The sequence below is a fragment of the Calothrix sp. CBUCES-K 9914 genome (assembly GCF_059640475.1).
In genome coordinates this window covers 1-20,249 of record NZ_JBXXZH010000175.1, presented here as the reverse complement: position 1 = coordinate 20,249, position 20,249 = coordinate 1, and the positions used below count along the sequence as shown (strand labels likewise).

Annotated in this window: 19 protein-coding genes and 4 pseudogenes; 12 read left to right on the top strand and 11 right to left on the bottom strand. The window is 39.3% G+C overall.

Features of this window, described 5'->3' with window-relative positions; genetic code table 11:
• The first annotated feature begins 114 nt into the window (after positions 1–114).
• The 3 genes from AC2JBO_RS30405 (at position 115) to AC2JBO_RS30395 (ending at position 2,334) form a co-directional block, all read left to right on the top strand.
• Complete coding sequence (locus tag AC2JBO_RS30405) at positions 115–384, top strand: potassium-transporting ATPase subunit F (protein WP_496957364.1); 270 nt, start codon at positions 115–117, stop codon at positions 382–384.
• Positions 385–400: 16 nt separating this feature from the next.
• Positions 401–1,045, top strand: a complete 645-nt coding sequence (gene kdpC / locus AC2JBO_RS30400) for a K(+)-transporting ATPase subunit C (RefSeq protein WP_496957362.1) — start codon at positions 401–403, stop codon at positions 1,043–1,045.
• 125 nt (positions 1,046–1,170) lie between these two features.
• Positions 1,171–2,334 carry a universal stress protein gene (locus AC2JBO_RS30395; protein WP_496957361.1) on the top strand — a complete coding sequence of 388 codons (1,164 nt, stop codon included), beginning with the start codon at positions 1,171–1,173 and terminating at the stop codon, positions 2,332–2,334.
• Between the two features lie 44 nt (positions 2,335–2,378).
• Here the strand turns inward: AC2JBO_RS30395 and AC2JBO_RS30390 are convergent.
• The 3 genes and pseudogenes from AC2JBO_RS30390 to AC2JBO_RS30380 form a co-directional block, all read right to left on the bottom strand.
• Positions 2,379–2,573: pseudogene (locus AC2JBO_RS30390) on the bottom strand (pentapeptide repeat-containing protein); the annotation flags it as partial.
• Positions 2,574–2,865: 292 nt separating this feature from the next.
• Entirely contained in the window at positions 2,866–3,777 is a 912-nt protein-coding gene (locus tag AC2JBO_RS30385; protein ID WP_496957360.1) for a hypothetical protein, read from the bottom strand.
• Between the two features lie 323 nt (positions 3,778–4,100).
• Positions 4,101–5,093 carry a Rieske 2Fe-2S domain-containing protein gene (locus AC2JBO_RS30380; RefSeq protein ID WP_496957359.1) on the bottom strand — a complete coding sequence of 331 codons (993 nt, stop codon included), beginning with the start codon at positions 5,091–5,093 and terminating at the stop codon, positions 4,101–4,103.
• A 109-nt stretch (positions 5,094–5,202) separates the two neighbouring features.
• Here AC2JBO_RS30380 and AC2JBO_RS30375 point away from each other — a divergent pair, with 109 nt between their 5' ends.
• Positions 5,203–6,120 carry an IS1/IS1595 family N-terminal zinc-binding domain-containing protein gene (locus AC2JBO_RS30375; RefSeq protein WP_496957358.1) on the top strand — a complete coding sequence of 306 codons (918 nt, stop codon included), beginning with the start codon at positions 5,203–5,205 and terminating at the stop codon, positions 6,118–6,120.
• A gap of 357 nt (positions 6,121–6,477) precedes the next feature.
• Positions 6,478–8,388 (top strand): glycoside hydrolase family 2 protein, encoded by a 1,911-nt coding sequence (locus AC2JBO_RS30370; RefSeq protein ID WP_496957357.1) that lies wholly within the window; start codon positions 6,478–6,480, stop codon positions 8,386–8,388.
• Positions 8,389–8,680: 292 nt separating this feature from the next.
• On the opposite strand, the gene AC2JBO_RS30365 is transcribed toward AC2JBO_RS30370, so the two are convergent.
• Positions 8,681–8,884: a hypothetical protein gene (locus tag AC2JBO_RS30365; RefSeq protein WP_496957356.1), complete on the bottom strand. Its 204-nt coding sequence runs from the start codon at positions 8,882–8,884 to the stop codon at positions 8,681–8,683.
• Between the two features lie 3 nt (positions 8,885–8,887).
• Positions 8,888–9,100, bottom strand: a complete 213-nt coding sequence (locus AC2JBO_RS30360; RefSeq protein WP_496957363.1) for a hypothetical protein — start codon at positions 9,098–9,100, stop codon at positions 8,888–8,890.
• Between the two features lie 779 nt (positions 9,101–9,879).
• Between AC2JBO_RS30360 and galT the strand changes: the two genes are divergently transcribed.
• From galT to AC2JBO_RS30340, 4 genes are all read left to right on the top strand, one after another.
• The gene (gene galT / locus AC2JBO_RS30355; RefSeq protein WP_496957355.1) at positions 9,880–10,980 is read left to right on the top strand and encodes a galactose-1-phosphate uridylyltransferase; all 1,101 of its coding nucleotides are present in this window, start codon (positions 9,880–9,882) and stop codon (positions 10,978–10,980) included.
• A gap of 16 nt (positions 10,981–10,996) precedes the next feature.
• Positions 10,997–12,091 carry a M24 family metallopeptidase gene (locus AC2JBO_RS30350; RefSeq protein ID WP_496957354.1) on the top strand — a complete coding sequence of 365 codons (1,095 nt, stop codon included), beginning with the start codon at positions 10,997–10,999 and terminating at the stop codon, positions 12,089–12,091.
• Positions 12,092–12,331: 240 nt separating this feature from the next.
• Complete coding sequence (gene galK / locus AC2JBO_RS30345; RefSeq protein WP_496957353.1) at positions 12,332–13,477, top strand: galactokinase; 1,146 nt, start codon at positions 12,332–12,334, stop codon at positions 13,475–13,477.
• Positions 13,478–13,647: 170 nt separating this feature from the next.
• Entirely contained in the window at positions 13,648–13,887 is a 240-nt protein-coding gene (locus AC2JBO_RS30340) for a hypothetical protein (protein WP_496957352.1), read from the top strand.
• 111 nt (positions 13,888–13,998) lie between these two features.
• Here the strand turns inward: AC2JBO_RS30340 and AC2JBO_RS30335 are convergent, their stop codons facing one another.
• Positions 13,999–15,447: an MFS transporter gene (locus AC2JBO_RS30335; protein ID WP_496957351.1), complete on the bottom strand. Its 1,449-nt coding sequence runs from the start codon at positions 15,445–15,447 to the stop codon at positions 13,999–14,001.
• Between the two features lie 358 nt (positions 15,448–15,805).
• Complete coding sequence (locus tag AC2JBO_RS30330; protein ID WP_496957350.1) at positions 15,806–16,939, bottom strand: IS630 family transposase; 1,134 nt, start codon at positions 16,937–16,939, stop codon at positions 15,806–15,808.
• 421 nt (positions 16,940–17,360) lie between these two features.
• On the opposite strand from AC2JBO_RS30330, the gene AC2JBO_RS30325 reads away from it, so the two are divergent.
• Positions 17,361–17,690: a hypothetical protein gene (locus AC2JBO_RS30325; RefSeq protein WP_496957349.1), complete on the top strand. Its 330-nt coding sequence runs from the start codon at positions 17,361–17,363 to the stop codon at positions 17,688–17,690.
• A gap of 162 nt (positions 17,691–17,852) precedes the next feature.
• Complete coding sequence (locus tag AC2JBO_RS30320; RefSeq protein WP_496957348.1) at positions 17,853–18,230, top strand: signal peptidase I; 378 nt, start codon at positions 17,853–17,855, stop codon at positions 18,228–18,230.
• Between the two features lie 131 nt (positions 18,231–18,361).
• Here AC2JBO_RS30320 and AC2JBO_RS30315 read toward each other — a convergent pair whose 3' ends face one another.
• The gene (locus AC2JBO_RS30315) at positions 18,362–18,766 is read right to left on the bottom strand and encodes a hypothetical protein (protein WP_496957347.1); all 405 of its coding nucleotides are present in this window, start codon (positions 18,764–18,766) and stop codon (positions 18,362–18,364) included.
• Positions 18,767–19,081: 315 nt separating this feature from the next.
• Between AC2JBO_RS30315 and AC2JBO_RS30310 the strand changes: the two genes are divergently transcribed.
• Complete coding sequence (locus AC2JBO_RS30310; protein ID WP_496957346.1) at positions 19,082–19,387, top strand: erythromycin esterase family protein; 306 nt, start codon at positions 19,082–19,084, stop codon at positions 19,385–19,387.
• A gap of 59 nt (positions 19,388–19,446) precedes the next feature.
• Here the strand turns inward: AC2JBO_RS30310 and AC2JBO_RS30305 are convergent.
• The 3 pseudogenes from AC2JBO_RS30305 to AC2JBO_RS30295 all read right to left on the bottom strand — a co-directional run.
• Positions 19,447–19,557, bottom strand: a pseudogene (locus tag AC2JBO_RS30305) (DnaJ domain-containing protein); the annotation flags it as partial.
• Positions 19,558–19,651: 94 nt separating this feature from the next.
• Positions 19,652–19,759 (bottom strand): annotated as a pseudogene (locus AC2JBO_RS30300) (Hsp70 family protein); the annotation flags it as partial.
• Between the two features lie 295 nt (positions 19,760–20,054).
• A pseudogene (locus AC2JBO_RS30295) lies at positions 20,055–20,186 on the bottom strand (DUF1257 domain-containing protein); the annotation flags it as partial.
• Positions 20,187–20,249 lie beyond the last annotated feature (63 nt).

Below are 20,249 nucleotides of genomic sequence, written 5' to 3'. Positions count from 1 at the left end.
CGCGAAACCCTTGATTTTTCAAGATTTTTAGGGAACGAATCAGCCCTGCGCGTGGAAGGGGGGTTGGGGGGATTAAACCAAGAAATAATGTTAATTATCAAAACCAAAAGAACTATGAAACTAACTCACAAAAAGCCTTCTATTTCCTATCCCCAACTCAAACAAACAACATTATATATTTGGTCAGAATGGCGCCGTCAAAAATTCCCACTGTATATATTCCTGGCAATGTGCCTCAACTTAATAGTGGCGCCAGTAGTATACGCAGCAACCGGTGAACAATTCTCCCACGTTCAAGCTTGGTCTTTGGCACTTCTGGGATTAACAGCAGTAGCACTTTCGACCTATTTATTTTTCGTAATGTTTGTACCCGAAAGATTTTAATATACGGAGAAATTATATGAGTTTTGCGCGCGAAGCCAACAGAGCGATACGTTCTACTATTGTGTTATGGGTATTAACAGCAATTATTTACCCATTTGTAATGATAGGTATTGGACAACTTGTATTTCCATCGCAAGCCAACGGTAGCTTAATTACAAATGCCCAAAATCAAGTTGTTGGTTCTGCCATAATTGGTCAACCCTTTACTTCAGACCGTTATTTCAACAGTCGTCCCAGTACAACCAGCTACAGTACAGCCGACCCGAAAAAAGACGAAGCAAAAGTCTTACAAACAGGAGTTTCAGGCGCCAGTAACCTTGCTCCCAGTAACCCAGCATTAATGGAGCGCATCAAAGGAAAAACAGACAAAGACCCCAGTAAAAGTATCGAAGGAGACTACAACCGCTTGAAAAAAGCAGGAGTACAGCCAACAGGAGACTTAGTTTATACCTCCGGTTCCAGCTTAGACCCTCATATAACTCCCGAAGCAGCTAAAGCGCAAATAGCAAGAGTAGCTAAAGTGCGCGGACTCCAAGCAAACCAGCTAGACTCACTCATTGCCCAAAACACCGACGGTCGCTTTCTAGGTATTTTCGGTGAACCAGGAGTCAACGTATTAAAGCTAAACATTGCCCTAGATAAACTCAAGTCAGCAACCTAAAAATAATCTTGTCCAACTTCTTGTGGAACGGGCATCCCTGCCCGTGTCTAAAAATTGAACAAGCTTTCCCTATTAATAACAGGACAGGCAGTTAGCCTATCCTAAAAATAAACAAAGAATTGGTTATGTACTACTCACCCTCAAAGCATACAGCACCCGAAAATATATATACTTGTTCTTCACGTCGTGGCAAACACAAAATTTTCATCGGCATGGCGCCAGGAGTCGGCAAAACCTATAAAATGCTCGAAGAAGCTTGCCAACTTAAACGTACAGGTATCGATGTAGTTATTGGATACTTAGAAACACATGGGCGCCGGGAGACAGAAGCAAAAGCAAAAGGGTTTGAAGTAACACCAGCAAAAGTAGTTTTAATAAACGAGCAAACAAAAAGCGAAATGGATGTTGACGCAATTATCGCGCGTCACCCCAAATTAGTACTAATTGACGAACTAGCGGACGTTAATATATTAGGTTCGCAGCATCACAGACGTTATCAAGACGTGGAAGCAATATTAGCAGCAGGAATAGATGTTTTCTCCACAGTAAATATTCAACATTTAGAACAACTCAGGTATCAAGTTGCAGAACTAACAGGAATAGCCGTACAAGAATATATTCCCGATAGTTTACTTGAAGCAGCCCAAGAAGTCATCCTAGTAGACATCACGCCAGAAACACTAGAAGAAAGATTATTAGAAGGAAAAATATATCCTTTAACAGAAATTGAGCGAGACATTAAAAACTTCTACCAACGGTGTAATTTAGTCGCATTACGCGAACTAGCATTAAGACAAGTCGCCAATAAAATTGAGCAGCAAAGCATTCAAGAAGTCAGCCAGGACATAGACCCAACTCATAACCATGAAGGCAGAAAAAAAATTCGGCAATTTTGTAGTATTCAAGAACGAGTCTTAGTTTGCATATCTACCTCACCAAATTCACTGCGCTTAATTCGTAGAGGAGCAAAACTAGCCGATTACATGAACGCTCCTTTTTACGTATTATATGTCAATAACCTCGACCGCTCACTCACAAAAGAAGAAGCTGTTTATATAGAAAGATGTAGGCTAATTAGTAAAGAACTTCAAGGTGAATTTTTAGAAGTATGCGGAGAAAATATTGTGACGGAAATTACAAGCATCGTTAATTCCTATCGAATCACTCAAATTATGTTCGGTCAAACGCATCGTTCATTCTGGCAAATCTTCTTTCAAGGTTCTATAATCGATAAACTAATGCGCTTACTCAATCACATCGACATTCATATTATTTCAGCAGAACAATAATCTAAAATTAAGATTTATTATACCTGCAACATATTAACATTTACTTAATTGCTACTTCGTATACTTCCGTCGGGCATTGTTGTATTACTAAATGTAGTTCCTTTTAAATTGGCGCCACTTAAATTACCATTGCGAAGGTTAGAATCAGTAAAATCTGCTCCGCTTAAGTTAGCATTACTAAAATTTGCATTTTGTAATTCTGCACTAGATAAATTGGCTCCAATAAGATTAGCACTAGTAAAATTTGCGTTATTGTCGTCCTTCTTGGCGCCCTTGTTCTCTAGCTTCTGCTAGTTTTTGTAAATAAATAGGTGATAAGGACATAAATTGAGCTTCCAAAATTTTTATGTACAGCTTGATATTGCATTTACTTATATAGCAGTCCTATATGAGCTGTAAAAAATTATACCTATAGAGACGCGATTAAATCGCGTCTCTACAACGTGCGGATTTTACGAATGATTTAGGACTCCTATGTATTATCTAAGGCAAGTGTTAATCTTGCTCTAGATAGTATATAAGTATTGAGGATTAGCTAAATCTGTCTAGCAATTCCTCACGGGACAATTGTTGTATCAACGGTATAAACTCATCTTCTCCCAAAGCTGACAAAGGTTGGATAATTTGATGGAGTTCATTATCTAAAGTGCCAAATCTAAATCGCAGCAACTTTTCAACAACCCTATATAGAGATTCTTGACTCCCTTCTTGTCTCCCTTCTTGTCTCCCTTCTTGTCTAACTTCTTCAAGCTTCTGTAGATAAATCGGTGATAAGCTCATAATAAAATCCCTATCCTCTTCTTCTTCAGGTTCTTTAAGTTCTAAGGTAGCCCTTAAGTTCAATAGTAAATCAACTGCTTTTTGTCGTAAGGGGTTATCTAGTGGTAACGCCTCTAACTCTTTTATAGCTCGTTTTTGAGTTCCATCTCGACCCAAAAGTCTTAACCACAATGTTTCAGGTCTATCAGGTAGTTGATGGACGACAATGATAGCGGTTCTAGTGTTGTCACCAAGGAAATATATTCCTTTACCCCAGTTTTCTTCATCAGGTGTCGCATGGAACCCATTATCTAAAAAAGGTTCTGATGCTGTAGGAGATATAATCCATAACCGTGGTAAGTCATCCATTCTTAAGGAAGTTTCTTGTCGCCTATTTTTTCGCTGCGCTTCGGCAAAGGTGGAGAACAGTTTACCCATACAACTACAAACTTCTAGTGGTTGCACTGCGTTGCGAAACGGTTCAAATAATGCTGCTGTATTTGCGAATCGTCCTAATAACCCTAATTCGACCTCGGAGTCAGGTGGTTGGGGAAATGGTGCAAAGTAGACATCGATTTCTCTAATTTCTGATGGTACTTTTTTGTCTGTATCTACTTCTCCTACTGTTTCTAGCAGTGCTTGCAGGTAATTCTTAGAGAACTCGTCATACGGGAATTGAGTCATGTTGCGATTCAAATTAATACAGCAGAATTATTTTATATACATGTATGTGTATATAAGTACTAAACAAAATAATAATTTAGTTGAACATTCCGGTTAAATTTTCAGTTGTGTTTTTAGATGATGTTTGTGATTTATATTACTTTGATTGTTGAGTTGAAATAGGGTTTATAAGAAGATTGGCAGCGGATTATGTAACAGATTTAACGGATAGATTTACTAGTGATGTTTGCTACATTCTCTTGTGGGATAGGCATCCTTGCCTGTCCTTTGATGGAAAGGACGGCTGGGGACAGCCGTTCCACAAGACTGTTTCATTCTTAGCTTTATTTTTTAGATAAATTGGGTTCGACAATATGAGGATAATTATCATAATTACGTCGTACCCAGTCCATGCCAACTTCGTTATTTAGCTTAATTTTCTGTGGTGTGTTGGGATAAATCTTTCCTAAAATATCTGAGTCTTGTTCGATTACAACTTTGACTAAATCTAGAAATTTGAATTTAAGTAATTTGAATATTGGGTTTTTTGCTAGACCAAACATTATTGCATAAGTACGCGACTTTGTTAGTGACTCTGGAATAAACGCATGAATTTGTTTAAATTTCCCGGCGCCTGTTTCACCATGAAGTACTGCAAGTGAGGGAAAATAGTTTTCAAGGTGAGCATTAAGCACTTTGGGAAACATAAATAAACCAGGGTTGCTTAGTTTCTCTTTAAAGTCGGTAAGCGCAACGGGCATACTGAAGTAAGCATGTGAATGATGCCCATTATCTATAAACTTCTCAAAATTAACTTCTTGAATCTTGAATAATGAACGATGCGTACCGTTTTGGTGGTTGTAGTCGTGCATGTTTAACAACAACGACATTAAGTCAGCTTCAATACTGGTATCGGCTGTACATCCAATTAATTCGTACTCTGCGGCAATTTCATTCAATATATTAGGTATAGGCTGTTTTGGTTCAGTATTACCATATGACCAAATAAAATCACCTTGAATGATTAACTCCAAAGGTGCCAACTGCGGTAAAGTCTTTTTCTTAGAACCAGGTAAAACAGTACATCCTTGACTATCAAACTCCAGTGCATGAAACGGACACACCACTACACTTGTTTTATCTTCCTGCGCTTCACACCATCCCTCACTCAGCATGGCGCCCATATGTGGACAAGCATTTGGTAAAGCATTGACATTACCAAGTGCATCTTTCCATAGTACATAGTCATTACCGTACAGCGATACTTTAAATGGCTTATTAACTTGTAACATTGATTTGTGCGCTAATAACCAAGGGGCGCCTTCTAACATCGACATATATATATCCTGCTTTAAATACTTTAAACATGATGAAAAACTCATGTCTATTCTAAAAATATGAGCTTATCCTCGTATTTGTCAATGTCTTATACAAAAATTTCTCTACATGAACCTAACTTCTGAAGATTCCCTAGAAAACCTAAAAATGCGGCGCCAACCGAAGCAAAAGCGTGGTCAAGAACGTGTTGAGCGGATTTTGGATGCAGCAGTAGAAGTATTTGATGAAGTTGGGTTCGATGCTGCGACGATGAATAATATCGCTTTACGCGCGCAAACAGCTATCGGTTCCGTGTATCAGTTTTTCCCTGACAAACTAGCTATTTTTCAAGCTTTAGAACTGCGTCATCTGGAACGAGTTCACGCTGCCTGGGCAAAACTCGACAGTCTTAATATTGCCGAACTACCATTCGAGACGTTCATCAAAAGGATGTTAAAGATATTCAAAGAAATCTTTGACGAACCAACATCGCGGTTACTGTTCATTCAGTATTTCACTTCTAACGCAATGTTCCAAACTATCGATGATAGTCTGACCCAACAAGGAATAGATTTTCAGGCAAAGCTACTACACGCGCGCAACCCAAAATTAAGTTCAGAAAAATGTCAACTTATTGCCGAAATATGTGTTCAAGCTGCAAATGCTTTACTTGTAGTCGCGCTTCGCAACCCAGAACCACGTCGTGAAGAGATTTTTCAGCAAATCGAAGAGTTATTTATTGCTTACCTGCGTCCCTATGCAGGAGATGTTAGGGATGATTTGCACAATGAAGTAATGAAGGTAATGATTTGCCCACACTGCCATTCCCGGCGCCTTTCTAAGAACGGACATCGGCACGGCAAGCAAAGATATATCTGTAAAGACTGTGGTAAACAATTTTTGGAAAGCTATTCCCCCAAAGGTTACAGCAACTATATTAAGCAACAATGTATAGAGTTGTACAATACAGGTATAGGGTTTCGGGAAATAGAGCGGCAAACAGGTGTTTCCCACAATACAATTATTAATTGGGTAAGGCAAAAATGATTACAAAAAATTTTAATGCTATTTTCTTGGATATCTAAGAAATATTTCTGTCTTTGTGTGTAATAATGTCACGAGTTAAGCTACAAAATAAATCACCATACACGGGATTTGTTTTTTGGCTTGTTTATTAGCACCGCTCTTAATCCGGTAGTATTTAATACTACTACTTAGTACTCAGCTTTACAAAGAATTCAAACTCAAAAACCAATTGTATGCACGACTCTTCCTTTGAGTCCTTTGCTTCCTATGGCAGACTACTGAGCTAGTAAGAAATTAGAAAAACGTGATTTTCCCTTTGGAAATCACGCTTATCGATATTTAAAACATTTGTTCTGTTACAACTACGAGTAAACAGTGATGAACTTGTTACAATTGGAGAACCAAGAAGTGAAAGCCACTTCTAAGGTGGGAAAGAATATAGATTTTGATTCAAGACAAACTGCTTATCCACGTCCGCAATTACAACGGCGGCATTGGCAAAACCTAAATGGTCAATGGAAATTCGCATTTGACGACGAAGGTAAATGCACGAAGCCGGATAATATCAAGCAGTGGGTTAATAATATCGAAGTTCCGTTTGCGCCTGAATCTACCAAAAGTGGGATTGGCGATACTGGGTTTCATCGCAATTGCTGGTATGAAAGGGAATTTGAAACTCCTCCCGGAGAGGGAAGACTAATATTACACTTTGGTGCGGTTGACTATCGCGCGCGCGTTTGGGTAAACAACCAATTTGTGGGAGAGCATGAAGGTGGACATACATCTTTCTCGTTCGATATCACGGACATGCTTTCGGATAGTGGTATTACAAAAGTAACAGTCTGGGCACATGATGACCCCCATGACTTAGCAAAACCTCGTGGTAAACAAGACTGGCAACTGCACGCCCATAATATTTGGTATCCTCGCACGAGTGGTATTTGGCAAACAGTTTGGCTCGAACGTGTAGGCGCCACATATATAGATACCATCCAATGGACACCGCACATGGAACGCTGGGAAATTGGGTTTGAAGCGTTTATTCAAGGTACACGCCAAAATGATTTACAAATCAAAGTAAAACTTAGCGTTGGCGATAATGTCTTAGTAAATGATTCTTATACTGTATTTAAAGGAGAAATTCATCGTCGTATCGCGCTTTCTGACCCAGGTATTGATGATTATCGGAATGAGTTGCTCTGGAGTCCAGAGAAACCGACTCTAATTAATGCTGAAATTCAGCTTTGGGATGGGGATGAGCTGTTGGATGAGGTCAAATCATATACAGCAATGCGCGCGGTAGGAATTCAGCGTGACCGCTTTATGCTTAATGGGCGCCCTTACTATTTACGATTAGTTCTTGACCAAGGATACTGGGAAGAATCATTAATGACGGCGCCGAGTGATGAAGCGTTGCGTCGTGATGTGGAACTAGTAAAAGCAATGGGTTTCAATGGAGTACGTAAGCACCAAAAAGTAGAAGACCCTCGTTTCTTGTATTGGGCGGATGTACTAGGTCTATTAGTTTGGGAAGAAATGCCAAGTGCTTACCGCTTTACACCAAAAGCCGTAGAACGCATGACGCGCGAATGGAGTGAAGTTATTAAGCGAGATATCAGTCACCCTTGTATAGTGGTGTGGGTTCCGTTCAATGAATCTTGGGGAGTTCCCAATTTAACAGATACGGCAGCTCATCAAAATTATGTTTTGGCAATGTATCACTTAACCAAGACTCTTGACCCAACTCGTCCAGTAATTGGTAACGACGGTTGGGAGAGTACTGATACAGATATTCTTGCTATTCATGACTATGACAATAACCCAACTACCTTGGCAAAACGTTATGGTAATGAAGTCAAATTATCAGACTTGTTAAATCGCGAACGTCCCGGTGGAAGAGTTCTCACCCTTGATAATTATGCTCATAACGGTCAACCAGTAATGTTAACAGAATTTGGTGGCATTGCTTACACTGAAGAAAATCAAACTCATAACACCTGGGGATATGCCAGAAGTTCAAATATTTCTGAGTTACAAATGCGTTACAGTGCGTTGTTAGCAGTAGTAAATTCCGTAGAGATGTTTAGTGGTTTCTGCTACACCCAACTTACCGATACTTTCCAAGAAGCAAATGGTTTGTTATATATTGACCGTACACCCAAAATTCCAATTGAGGCAATTGCGAATGCTACTCTTGGTAATGACTTGCAATCGGCAGTTAAAACCAACTGGTTGCAGGCAACATTAGTGCAACAAGCAGCTTTTTGCGGTAGTGAAGGTTGTAGGTAACATCATTAGTTCAAATCATTATATTTGGTACTACTGGTTAACTCAACCAGTAGTACTGCTTGCTTAGTTTACTTTTATATGGCACCATCAAGTCCAACTACTGGTTCATGTCATTCAATTTGGAGGTTATGCCAAACAAAAGACAAAAATTGTTACGTCAAAATTGCCAGTAAGATAAAACTTGGCACCTTTTTCTTACTTTGCATCGAATAACCAGCGAAAACAGGAGTTATGGAAGCCTTTCACTCGCAACCCCATATGCCCACATCGAGCTTGACCGCGCTCGCTCCAGTTAGATTAAGACTGTCTTTAATTCACTTTCGGGCAGTAAAAGCATGGTTTCGGCGCCGACTCTACCAAAAGGCGGTTCTTCAGGTTGCATTTCCATTGCCACCGTGTAAGTCCACGCCCCCGATTCAAGGTTGAATTTAACAATTACTCCCTCTCCACCAATAAATTGTACCAGTTGATTGGGACTAAATTTTGGAAGTGTCATCGTTTATTTTCCCGGTTTCAAATACAACCAACTGACAAAGAAAAAGGAGGCGGTAAACAACTGCATTAAATCAATAGCTGATAAATAACCGTCTGTAAAGGAAGCAATCGTTCTATCAGTAATGCCAAAGAGCCAAGAGGCAGTGCCAAAGAGCCAGAGATTATTTTTAAATGCGGCTGAAAAATCTAATTCGACGGGTTGAGCTTGCATCTTCATAAGAATATTAAAAGCGAGGGGTAACTGGTGGATTGCAAATAACTGGTAACTTGTGCCAAGACTACTCAAAAAGCCTACTTGGCAGTTGATGTTTCGATAGTAACCAGTCTTGATTCTCTTCTTCCCTATCTATGGTTTTAAACGAAAGGTATCGAAAGTATAAGCTCAAAATTTTAGAGACAACAATTAAATGTATTAGGCAATACAGGTAGGACTTAACGAAATTAAAAAGCAGAACTACAACCAGTTGCACGACTCATGATTTAACAACCAAAATTAATTTTTTTTAGGTTATTAGAAATATTAAAGTGAAAGTCTTGAGGTCATAAATTAACTAAATATTGCAGGGTTTCATAGCAGTTTGGAGATAGTCTCAATTAAGTCGGTGTAGGGCGACATTTTTATGAAGTAGGAGTGGGCGCCTAATTTAGCCGACTGCATCATAAAATACGGGTTATCGGAAATACTGATGATGATCACCTGAGCTATAAGCTACGTGCAGACTGGCGCACAATGTATGATAAGCAGCTTCAAAGTAACCGTTCTCCATTGCCTCCTCAACCGAGAAGAGCGTGCCGTGCTACAGTCAGGTGGGACACATAACCTACAGGTTATTTTATTGTCAACAGCGCTAACAAAATCATTAATTGCGTCTCTACGCCGTTTGATAGAGATATTTATTGCTCCACTTTGGATAAAACTTTTATGGTAGGCCGAATCAGAAAAAATATAGTGACTGCGCTACACCTCAATTCTCCATAAAAGTCGTATTGAAAGAAATGTATACTAAAAAGCTGATAAAACCTGATGGTCGTAAGCTGACATTATATAGTAGATTTCCAATTTCAGAGGGAATAATTGCTCCTAGTCCAAGCATAGAGCCAGTACTAGCAAATCCTCATTTACGCTGGCATCCATTGCGAGGTGAATGGGTAGCTTATGCTAGTCACCGTCAAGGGCGTACTTTTATGCCGCCTCCAGAATATAATCCTTTGGCGCCCATTAAAGACAAGAACATTCCTACAGAGGTTCCTGAAGGAAATTATGATGTTGCAGTATTTGATAACCGCTTTCCTTCTTTAAATTTGACAGCATACGACCCACCAGAGTCCATCGTCGAAACTTTACCTGCCCTAGGTGCCTGTGAAGTAGTGGTTTTTACTCAAGACCCGAAAGCTTCTTTAAGTTCTTTAGAACTAGACCATTTAGATTTATTGCTACAAGTTTGGGGTGAACGGGTACGCTGTCTTGGTAAAAATGACGAAATTCAGTATGTTTTACCTTTTGAAAACAAAGGTGTAGAAGTAGGGGTGACGCTCCACCATCCCCACGGGCAAATTTATGCTTATCCATTCATACCTCCCGTTGCCGCGCGAATGCAACAAATGCAGCAGCGATTTTATGAGGAACATCAACAGGGTTTATTAGCGGATTTGATACAAAAAGAGATCGCTGATAACAAACGGATTATTTATCAAGATGAATACGCTATCGCCTTTGTACCAGTATGCGCGCGCTATCCATATGAAGTATGGTTGGCACCAATTCAGCCAGTTTCGACGTTTCATTACCTAAGTTCAGAACAAAGGTGGTCACTTGCTAAAGCTCTAAAAACTGTGACGCTTAAATATGATGGCTTATTCGGGCGCCCGTTTCCTTATTTAATGGCTTGGTTTACGGCACCAACAGATGGAAAAGCACATCCCGAAGCGCATTTACACGCCGAGTTTTATCCACCATATCGAACAAGTGAAAGACTAAAATATTTAGCAGGTACAGAACTTGCTGCGGGAATGTTCGCAAACGATGCGCTTCCAGAGGAGAAAGCTAAAGAGTTACAAGCAGTTGTTGTAAATATTGAAGAACTATCTCGTTTGTAAAAAGGGGTGTCAAAAAATGAATCACTATACTGAAGAAGTATCTACCAAACTCGAATTTATCCGCCAAACCTTAAAAGAAAACAATGCTCAAGGTGTGTACTTATGTGGTACAGACTGGTTTGCTTGGGTAACTGCTGGCGCCAGTAATACTGTTTTGCTTACTGCTGAAACTGGAATAGCTTCTGTATTAGTAACTGCGGAAGATGCTTGGGTGTTAACAGATGAAATAGAGGCACAGCGTTTACAAGACGAAGAATTACCATCTAACTTTAAACTACAAATCTACCCTTGGGCAGATACTACCGCGCGTAAGTCGTTTATACGTAATGCAACAGGAGATGGGGAAGTATTAAGCGACCGTCCAATTGAAACAGAAAAACCATTACCTGCATCTTTACAGCAGTATAAAAGAGTGATGATGCAGAGCGAATTGGAGCGCTATCGCGAAGTTGGACTTCTTGCTAGTGAAGCCATGACAGAAGTACTACTTGCTGCAAAACCGACTTGGACGGAATATCAATTAGCGGGTGCAGGTGCAGAAGCGCTATGGGCAAGAGGGTTACACCCAGCATTAACGCTTGTTGCCGGAGAAAGACGTTTACCGCTATACCGTCATGCTACACCCACAAGTGAAGCAATTGGGCGTTCTTCAATGATGGTATTTTGCGCGCGGGGGTATGGTTTGTATGCAAATCTAACGCGATTTGTTTCTTTTGGTTCTATTTCAGATAAAGAAAACGAATTGCATTTCCGTTGCCGTGAAGTAGAAAGCGTAGCACTAGATATGTGTAAACCAGGAACTGCTTTGAATAAGGTTTACCAAACTTTAGCCGAAGCTTATAAACAACACGGTTTTCCCAATGCAATCCGCGAACATCATCAGGGAGGAACGACTGGATACCTATCGCGAGAAATTGTGGCTAATCCCACTACAAGTGATACTCTAAAAGAAAACATGGCTGTTGCGTGGAATCCAAGTCTCGCAGGGGCAAAAATTGAGGATACTTTTGTAATTAATAGCGATGGAAAATTGGAAAATTTGACTTATGATGCCAATTTTCCTAGCCTAGAAGTAGAAGGAAGATTGCGCCCAATAGTATTAGAAGCCTAAGATGATAGCTGTATCAACTTCCAATAAGTCCAAATGTTTAGTAATCACTACATCACTCTTAAGGACTAGCTTAAGTAAAGTTTTAATGTGAGATTCTATACATTTTTTAAAAGTGATTATTTTGACTAATTATATGTGTTTTAATATTAATGGAGTTTTGTAGATAAAGTGTAGAGATGCTCCAGTATAGAGTCTTTACATTCTTTTACAAAACACAACAAATTTACTATTCAAAGACTGATGGATTTTCAAAAAATATTTAATAATAAATCACCGCAAGTTGAAGCATTGGCGCCTGGAAGAGTCAACTTACTTGGTGAACATACTGATTATAATGATGGCTTTGTTCTACCTACGGCAATTCCTCAAAAAACATCAGTACAAATTGGGTTGAGTGAAGATGGATTATACCACTTTTATTCGGAAAATTTAGATGAACAAGTGGATATTGGAGAGGAATGTTTTAGGGCAGGTATGATATCAGGGGCAGGGCCAATGCCTACCCTAAGGTACCAATTTGCGAGTTATATTTTTGGCTGTATTCAAGTTTTGAAACAGCTTGGGTATACAATATTACCAGTAAGTATATACGTAAAATCTTCAGTTCCGATAGGTTCGGGGTTGTCTAGTAGTGCAGCTTTAGAAGTGGCAACGATAAGAGCAATACGTCAACTTTTCAATCTTCCGATCAATGATGTAGAAATTGCACAGTTTGCACAGCAAGCGGAAATCCAGTATGCTCATGTACAATGTGGGATTATGGATCAGATGGCTTCCAGTCTTGCTGACACTGAACACATGCTGTTTTTAGACACCCGTAGTTTGGAACGCCATGTTTTACCTTTGCCTCTTGGCGCTAAGATTGTAGTTATAGATAGTGGTGTACCTCATACTTTGGCTAGTACTGGATATAACCAGCGGCGCGCGGAGTGTGAACAAGCCGCGCAATTACTAGGAGTGAAAGCACTACGAGATATTACTGATGTTGCTTCTTTGGAAACTCTACCCGAACCCTTACGACAACGCGCGCGTCATGTTGTAACAGAAAATAATCGTGTTTTAGAGGCAGTACAAAATGTGGAGACGCGACATGTCTCGTCTCTACATAGATTTGGGGAATTGATGAACGCTTCGCACGCTAGCTTACGCGATGATTACCAAGTTTCTGTACCTGCGCTTGATATATTAGTAGATATATTGCAGAAAACTCCGGGAGTCTTTGGCGCCAGGTTAACAGGCGCCGGATTTGGCGGTTCGACTGTTGCTTTAGTTGCAGCAGGAGAAGAGAAAAATATTGCTGAACAAGTCCTTGAACAATACAATCATGCTGGTTACACCGGAAATATATTAGTAGGCGCCCAAACTTTACCCACCATCAACAAATAAATTCTCATCCTCGGAGCGGATTTTAATGATTTAATTTTTAGATATTTTGCATTTATAGGCATTAAGATGATTCGGAGAAAGCATTATGGCTGACTCGACTAGCAAAACAGACAACGAACAAAATACAAGGGTCGAGGGCAATATTTCAGATATACCTATCAACGAAGATATTGTCAAAGGTTAGACAAATTCAGTTCAAATCAAGGCAAGAGCAAGATGGGCTTTTACATCTAGTACATGAGTGGTATGGTGGCGCCGATGTTCCAGCAGTAGCGCGCGCTTTTTTAAGCGACGATTTACTCAGTTGGACAGAAGAATCTATTTGGGAAATTAAACAAGTCAAACTTAAGACTAGCAATTCAGCGGGTATTAGAGGAAAGTTCTTACAGAAAAAATGCCAAAAGGATTAAACAGTCAATTCTTCAAGCAGGTGGCGCCAAACAAGCAGCAAATATCATTGAGCAAGTTATTAAACCTCAATATTCTTTTGTTGCAAGGGCAAACCAAACCACCATCAAATATTAACTGGTGCGTGAAAGACTTTTAGAATGTGGAAATAATATCTCCCAAAGCTGACCCAAAGGTATAGAACGCTGCTCCCAAATAAATAACAATGGTAGCAGTGCAAAAAGCCGCAGACCAGCAGACAGAGAAAATAGCACGTCCCAACCATCAGTACTAGCAAGAGTTGTGCTAACACCACCAACAATGATTCCCATTGCTCCAGTTACACCAGGAACTGCTGCTGCAAGCGCAAAGTAAATAGACCTGTTCGCCCGAGGCGCCACTCCCATTAAAAGATTTCCGCTGCACAAGTCAATTGCCGCCCAAGTGGCGCCACCTAGCAAGTGCAATAATGGGAACCAAATCCAAAGGGAAACTGCGTTACATCCACCAAACAGCCACAGTAAAGGTGTGAGCGCTACCAAAATTCCCACTGTTACCAAAAGCGGACGATTCCCAACTCGGTCTGCCAGCTTACCCCAAAAAATTAACATGAGTAAATTGGCGCCTGTTCCCAAGCTGTTATAAATGGTTACCACGCTGACATCTATAGACAGTTTGTCCAGCAGGTAAAGGTTAAAGAAAGGAGCGCTGACATTAACAGCAAAGCTCCACAAACCAGAGTAAAGTAAAAATTTCAAAAAATTAGCGTCTTTGAGGAAGCTAAGAACTGTCTCCCACCCCTCTAATGAGGCTGTATTTTTACTTGATACAGATTCTTCTATCGGGTTGACATCAGTCATCAAAAATTGATAGCCCAGACTGATTAGCCCAAACACAATTCCTATAATCAAGACTACACTGAAGCCCTGCACTGTTCCACCAGGGTACTTTGACAGCATTAATCCCAACAATGGTACGGACACAAGATTCATTAGGCTAATAGAACTATTGCGAAAGCCAAAATATCTTCCTCGCAAACGTTCTGGTACTAAAGCAGCCATCCAACTAACATTAGAAGCACGACCAAAAGCTTCGATAATATTAGTCACTAAGATAATTGCTAAAGTCAAGTGTACCAGAACAACATGCTCGACGATATGGAATGAGCCTCGAAAGAAAATAGCGAGCGCAACAATTAACCACAACAACCGCGACGATAAGAAAATGCCTATCGACCACTTTCTTCTGCTAGTACTTCTATCTGCAAAATAAGCTCCTAGTGGTTGAAACAGATTTAGCAGTTGAGGAATAGAAGCAAGCAAACCAATAAACACCGGACTGGCGCCCAAATCTAGCAAGAAATTACTTAGTAATACGCCACCAATAATGCTGTAAAACAATGTAGCGAAAACACCTTCAATAGTTGATGCTCGAAGGCTAGACCTAATTTCTGGTTTAGAAATTTTTTGAAGCTTCTCTGCAACAAGTACACTTTCTGCTAATATCCTTTGTTGACTTTGCTCAAAGGTTACAGGACACGCTAAATACGAGATTTCGCCTCTAACTTTTGCATTCATGTTCATAGCCAATATTGCAAGATTTAACAGCAGCTTGTTTGAGTGCTTTAACCAAGGCGCCCAGAGTAAACAGATTATTCTGTAAACGCTCCTCTTAAATCTTGCATGTCAGTTTCTAATCTACCCGGAGGTAGAAGTAAATACTACAAAACAGTGTATAATTTAGCCACACACTGTTATAAAGTAGCACATTAATCAGAAGTTGACAATTCTACAATGAACTAGTAATGTTCTGTGTCATAAGTTTTGGTAGTATATAAAATAACCCGTAGGTTAGGCATCTTGCCTGACCTATGCACAGGCGAGACACCTATGCTACAAACCCCCCAAAACTTTTGACACGAACCACTACTAGTCCATGTCATTAATTTTGGGGTGTTGGATAAACCCTATGTAGTTTAATTCTAGCGTCCTCTTTTCGGAAGCGCCAATTAACACGAACTTGATTTTCATTACGGTCATGTTCCCAAACAGATACTTCTTTTTCTAGTGTTTCAATATTTGGTAGTCTTCGATTTAAACATTGGCGCACTAGTACTGATAACTCGGATTCAACCATGTTTAACCAACTGCCATGTTTCGGTGTGTGGTGAATCTCTAACTTTTGAGCTATTCTTCTAGCTTCCGCTGGTTCAAATACTTCGTATAAGGCGCCTAGGGTATGGGTATTTAAATTGTCCATTACTAATTTAATTATCTCAGCATCCGGAAAATGGACATCAACTAGCTCTTTCATACAGTAAGCAAAGTCCACTTTAGTACGGCGTTCAGTTACTTTAATATGCCTCCACCCCAGATGTGGCGCCAAAAACGCAAATAAATTACAGGTTCCGTTTCTAGAGTATTCGTAATCTATTTTTTCTTTTTGTCCTGGTTTGTCTTCTGTTTTAGGCTTAGGAGGTATAGGTTCATGAACGTTCTGAATTAACATGCACAATCTTTCATCGAAGCAAACTAATGGGCGCCGCGCGTCGGGTGGTTCAGCGTAAACATCTAGTACGTCTTCCATTTTGTATACATATTCTGAACTTAACTGTGGAATACACCATTGCTCTTGTAGCCAAGGTTTTAAATCGATGTTTCTAAGTGTGCGACTAATTGTCGATGTGCTTATGCTGTCTATAATTTCTAAGCAAACCATTCGGTCGGCTAACATTTTCAGTGTCCAACGCCCACTTCCTTCAGGCGCCTTGCTGCAAGTTGTCGCGATTAAATAAGCTTCTAGAGTATCCGTAACTAATGGCGGTTTTCCAGGACGTGGGCGTTCGGATAACGTTAGCTCTAAATTTTCTTCACAAAACTGTTGACGAGTCCTAGAAACTGTATTTATCGATGTATGTAGAGTTTTTGCAATCGCCTCGTCTGTACTACCAGAGTCAGCCATTAGTAGTGTGTGCGCGCGACGAATCTCTCTGGCACCTGCCTTACCTTTTTTAACCAAATCAAGTAGCTGTACTCGTTGGTCGTCGCTTAAATTAACTTTGTGTTTTTTATTCATGCACCCAGTTGACCTTATAATATAAGCAAGCGGCGCCGAAAGCCCACATGCTTGTATTTTTTAGTTGTTTTGTTATATATTTAAAAGTATAGCGCAACACCCCAAAATTATTGACACGAACTACTACTATACCTCCATTTTTGGTTTGTTAAAGTTTTTTGTATTCAGAATAACTAATAAATTTAACGTAACATTCATACCTAAGATATACATTTAGTCATACGTAAACTAGTGTTTAAAAAATATTTATAAAAATCTATTATAATCGAATATTTGTATTTTTTTGAATATCTAATTTTTCTGAAATCTTTGAAACAATAAAAATACTTATAAAGTCTATCTTTTGAAAGAGGAGGTCATCTATTTGTTTTCTTAGGCTAGGTATAAGAAGAGAAAAATTTTAGCTAACTTATTTAAAGGCATGAATACTCAAGATAAACCACAAATAGATCAACCAGTTAGTGTTGATAGACACGCAAAAAGCGAACCAACAGTTAAGGAAAGGAATTTAACCGCGAATCCGGGAGATGTAATTGCTGATAAGCCGCAAAACATTGAAGAAAAATCAAAGCAAGTAGCAGTTGATTCACCGGATATTACGGGTGACTGGATTAAAGTTCCTACTTTCTTTATTGTGGATTATCCAAATGGTGAAAGAAAAGCACTTCATCATGTGAAAGATGCGGAAAAAATTTCTGATGTCATTCGACAAGCACGAATTGACGAGAATGGAAATCGAATTTGGTGGTAGGAAATTTTAAAGATATGGCAGAAGTCAGAAGGAAAGAAAGTCTATTTTATAAGCTTTATAAGCTTTATTGACTGGATAGTTATTTTCGCCACACTGCACTAGTATTATATAGAAGCCACATTCTTAGATACTAGTAACAAATTTTAATATTGGATTACGGTAATGCAATCGAGTCAGAATAAAGTTGTTTTTGGTAACGCTAAACAAGAAGGTGCAAGTCGGAGGGGTTGGTTTATTGGTCACTTTATCAACACTCCTGACGACGTGCGCTACAGTGAAGAAGTTGAGGTTAAATGGGCTGTTCACTTAAATGGCGATAATAGAAGCGAATGGGCAGTAAATAATGAAGCCACTACGTTATCTATATTAATAAATGGACGATTTCGGCTGGAATTTGAAGATAGAGAAATTGTACTATCTCGTGAAGGCGATTATGTTTTGTGGCGCCCAGGTGTTCCGCATACCTGGGAAGCAGAGTTGGATTGTACTATTTTGACTATTAGATGGCCTTCAAAGGCAGGTGATAGCGTAGCAAAATGAACGCTGAAAAATAAAATTTTAGGCTGAACCACTTGGTCTTGACGAATGCTAATAAATGAATTGTGGTACTTTACTTTTGTTTGTTGTATCGTCCAAGGCCCGTGTTGTAGTGGCATTTGAAATTAACCTCGTTATTTCACTTCTGATATAGCCGATTTAGGTGAAGCAGAGGAATATATAAATATGGTAAATAGAATAGCGAAAATTAGGTCAATAACACCTGGTAGTAAATAAAATGGGTGAATATTGCCTACTATAGTATGATAAGCCAAGACAGAAAAAACCGAATATTGCGCGTAAATTCCTAGTTTTACAATGCTGAAATTCTCAGGGATATCTTGACCAACCCACCAATAGCCAATCCCAATAACAAATACCAATGCTAGAAATAGATGTGAATATTCAGGATTGATTAAGGGTTCTAGATTAAGTAACTTGCGAATCCATTGGTCTGATAATAGTAAAAACATAGACTCAACCCAATTAATCACTGCTTTTAACTGAAATATGTATTTCCATGTAGTTTGATTATTCATAGCTTATACCTATTAGTTGTTAAACAAATCCCTACTCAACTATAAATAATAAGGTAGGGGGGCAGTGCCCACCCCCTACAAGAGCAAACTAGAGATATCGCAGCATGTAATAATTACAAGCTTTTTTAAGAATAGTTCCAGTAATTGCGCTCTTACTTCTTCCTTTAGGAATGTCTATCTATTAAGTTATTTTGTAACGACAAACACAAATGTAGAGACGTGTAATTTATCTAGTGGGAGACGATAATGTTTTCCCGTGGTGTTGGAAAATTCGTGCTGCTGATTTTGTTAACCTGCAAATCTTAATTAAAAATAGTGCGTCCGGCTTTGCCAGAAAGTTACGAAGCTTTATTTCATGATACAGGACTACCTAGCTTTTTCCTGAATTTAAAACAAGATGCGGATGCTGTGAGAGAGTTAGAGAAACCTAGATTAGAACGAGCAATTGGTGTTATTTATCAGCCACAGACTGAACGGATAAGTCATTACTTTTACGCGCGGCTTCCTGACCAGTTCGATGCAGTGATTCATATTGATGATACTAAAGGTGTTCAATCACTTGACCGTATCCCGCATGAAGATAATGTAGAACCACCTGAGACTTTTCCTTCAGCTCTTTAGTACTTTATCACTCATGTTCTACTTTTTACAAAACTTATATCTATCCGACAGATGCGCGTAGGGTGGTGTTTGCGCGCGAGCTTACGGTACGCGCGTTTTATATCATCAGCTGTGGCGCTTTTCTCGACCCCTAGAATTTTGTAATAGTCTTTAAAATCTGTAGCTGCCATATTTAATTTAGTTATAGATTTTTACTACCCTACTAGGTAAGGTGGGCAGTGCCCGCCCTACTACTACACAATCAATGGTTTGTTACTCACTAAAATCGGCATCAATGTCAAAAGTGACTTCAATTTGCGGCACACCACGTGGTGCAGGTGGAATTCCATCGAGACGAAAAGTACCAAGACTCTTATTACCGTTAGCTAGTTCCTATCACTGTAATACACTAGTTTGTTGTTCATAAGTCAATACCAACTACTTTTGCCATAATTTTCGCTTCCAAAATAATGTTATCAATCGTGCTTATTTTCTTCAATTAAACCCTATAGCAATCACGCTGGCGCCTACCTTTAACTAAAGAAGGATTTCTATCAGTTAGAAATAACTAATCAAGCTTATAAAATAATTACTTGAATGTAGTCTTTAAAAAAAATATCTCACACCAAGCTATAACACTTAATGTGAGATTAATTATAAGGCAACAGAAAATATTGACTAAAAATAACTAATTTTGCACAACTAACTTGATGTTGGCATTTTGCAGACCAGGTTGCTTGAGTTGGCTTAAGGTTTTGTTAACTGCGTACTTCTGATTGATGGAATTAATCAGTTTAGCCTGGTTGTGTTTTATCGCAACACTTGATTAAATAATGACCGTTCTTGTGCATGACCATCCTCACAAGGAAAAACATTAATTGCT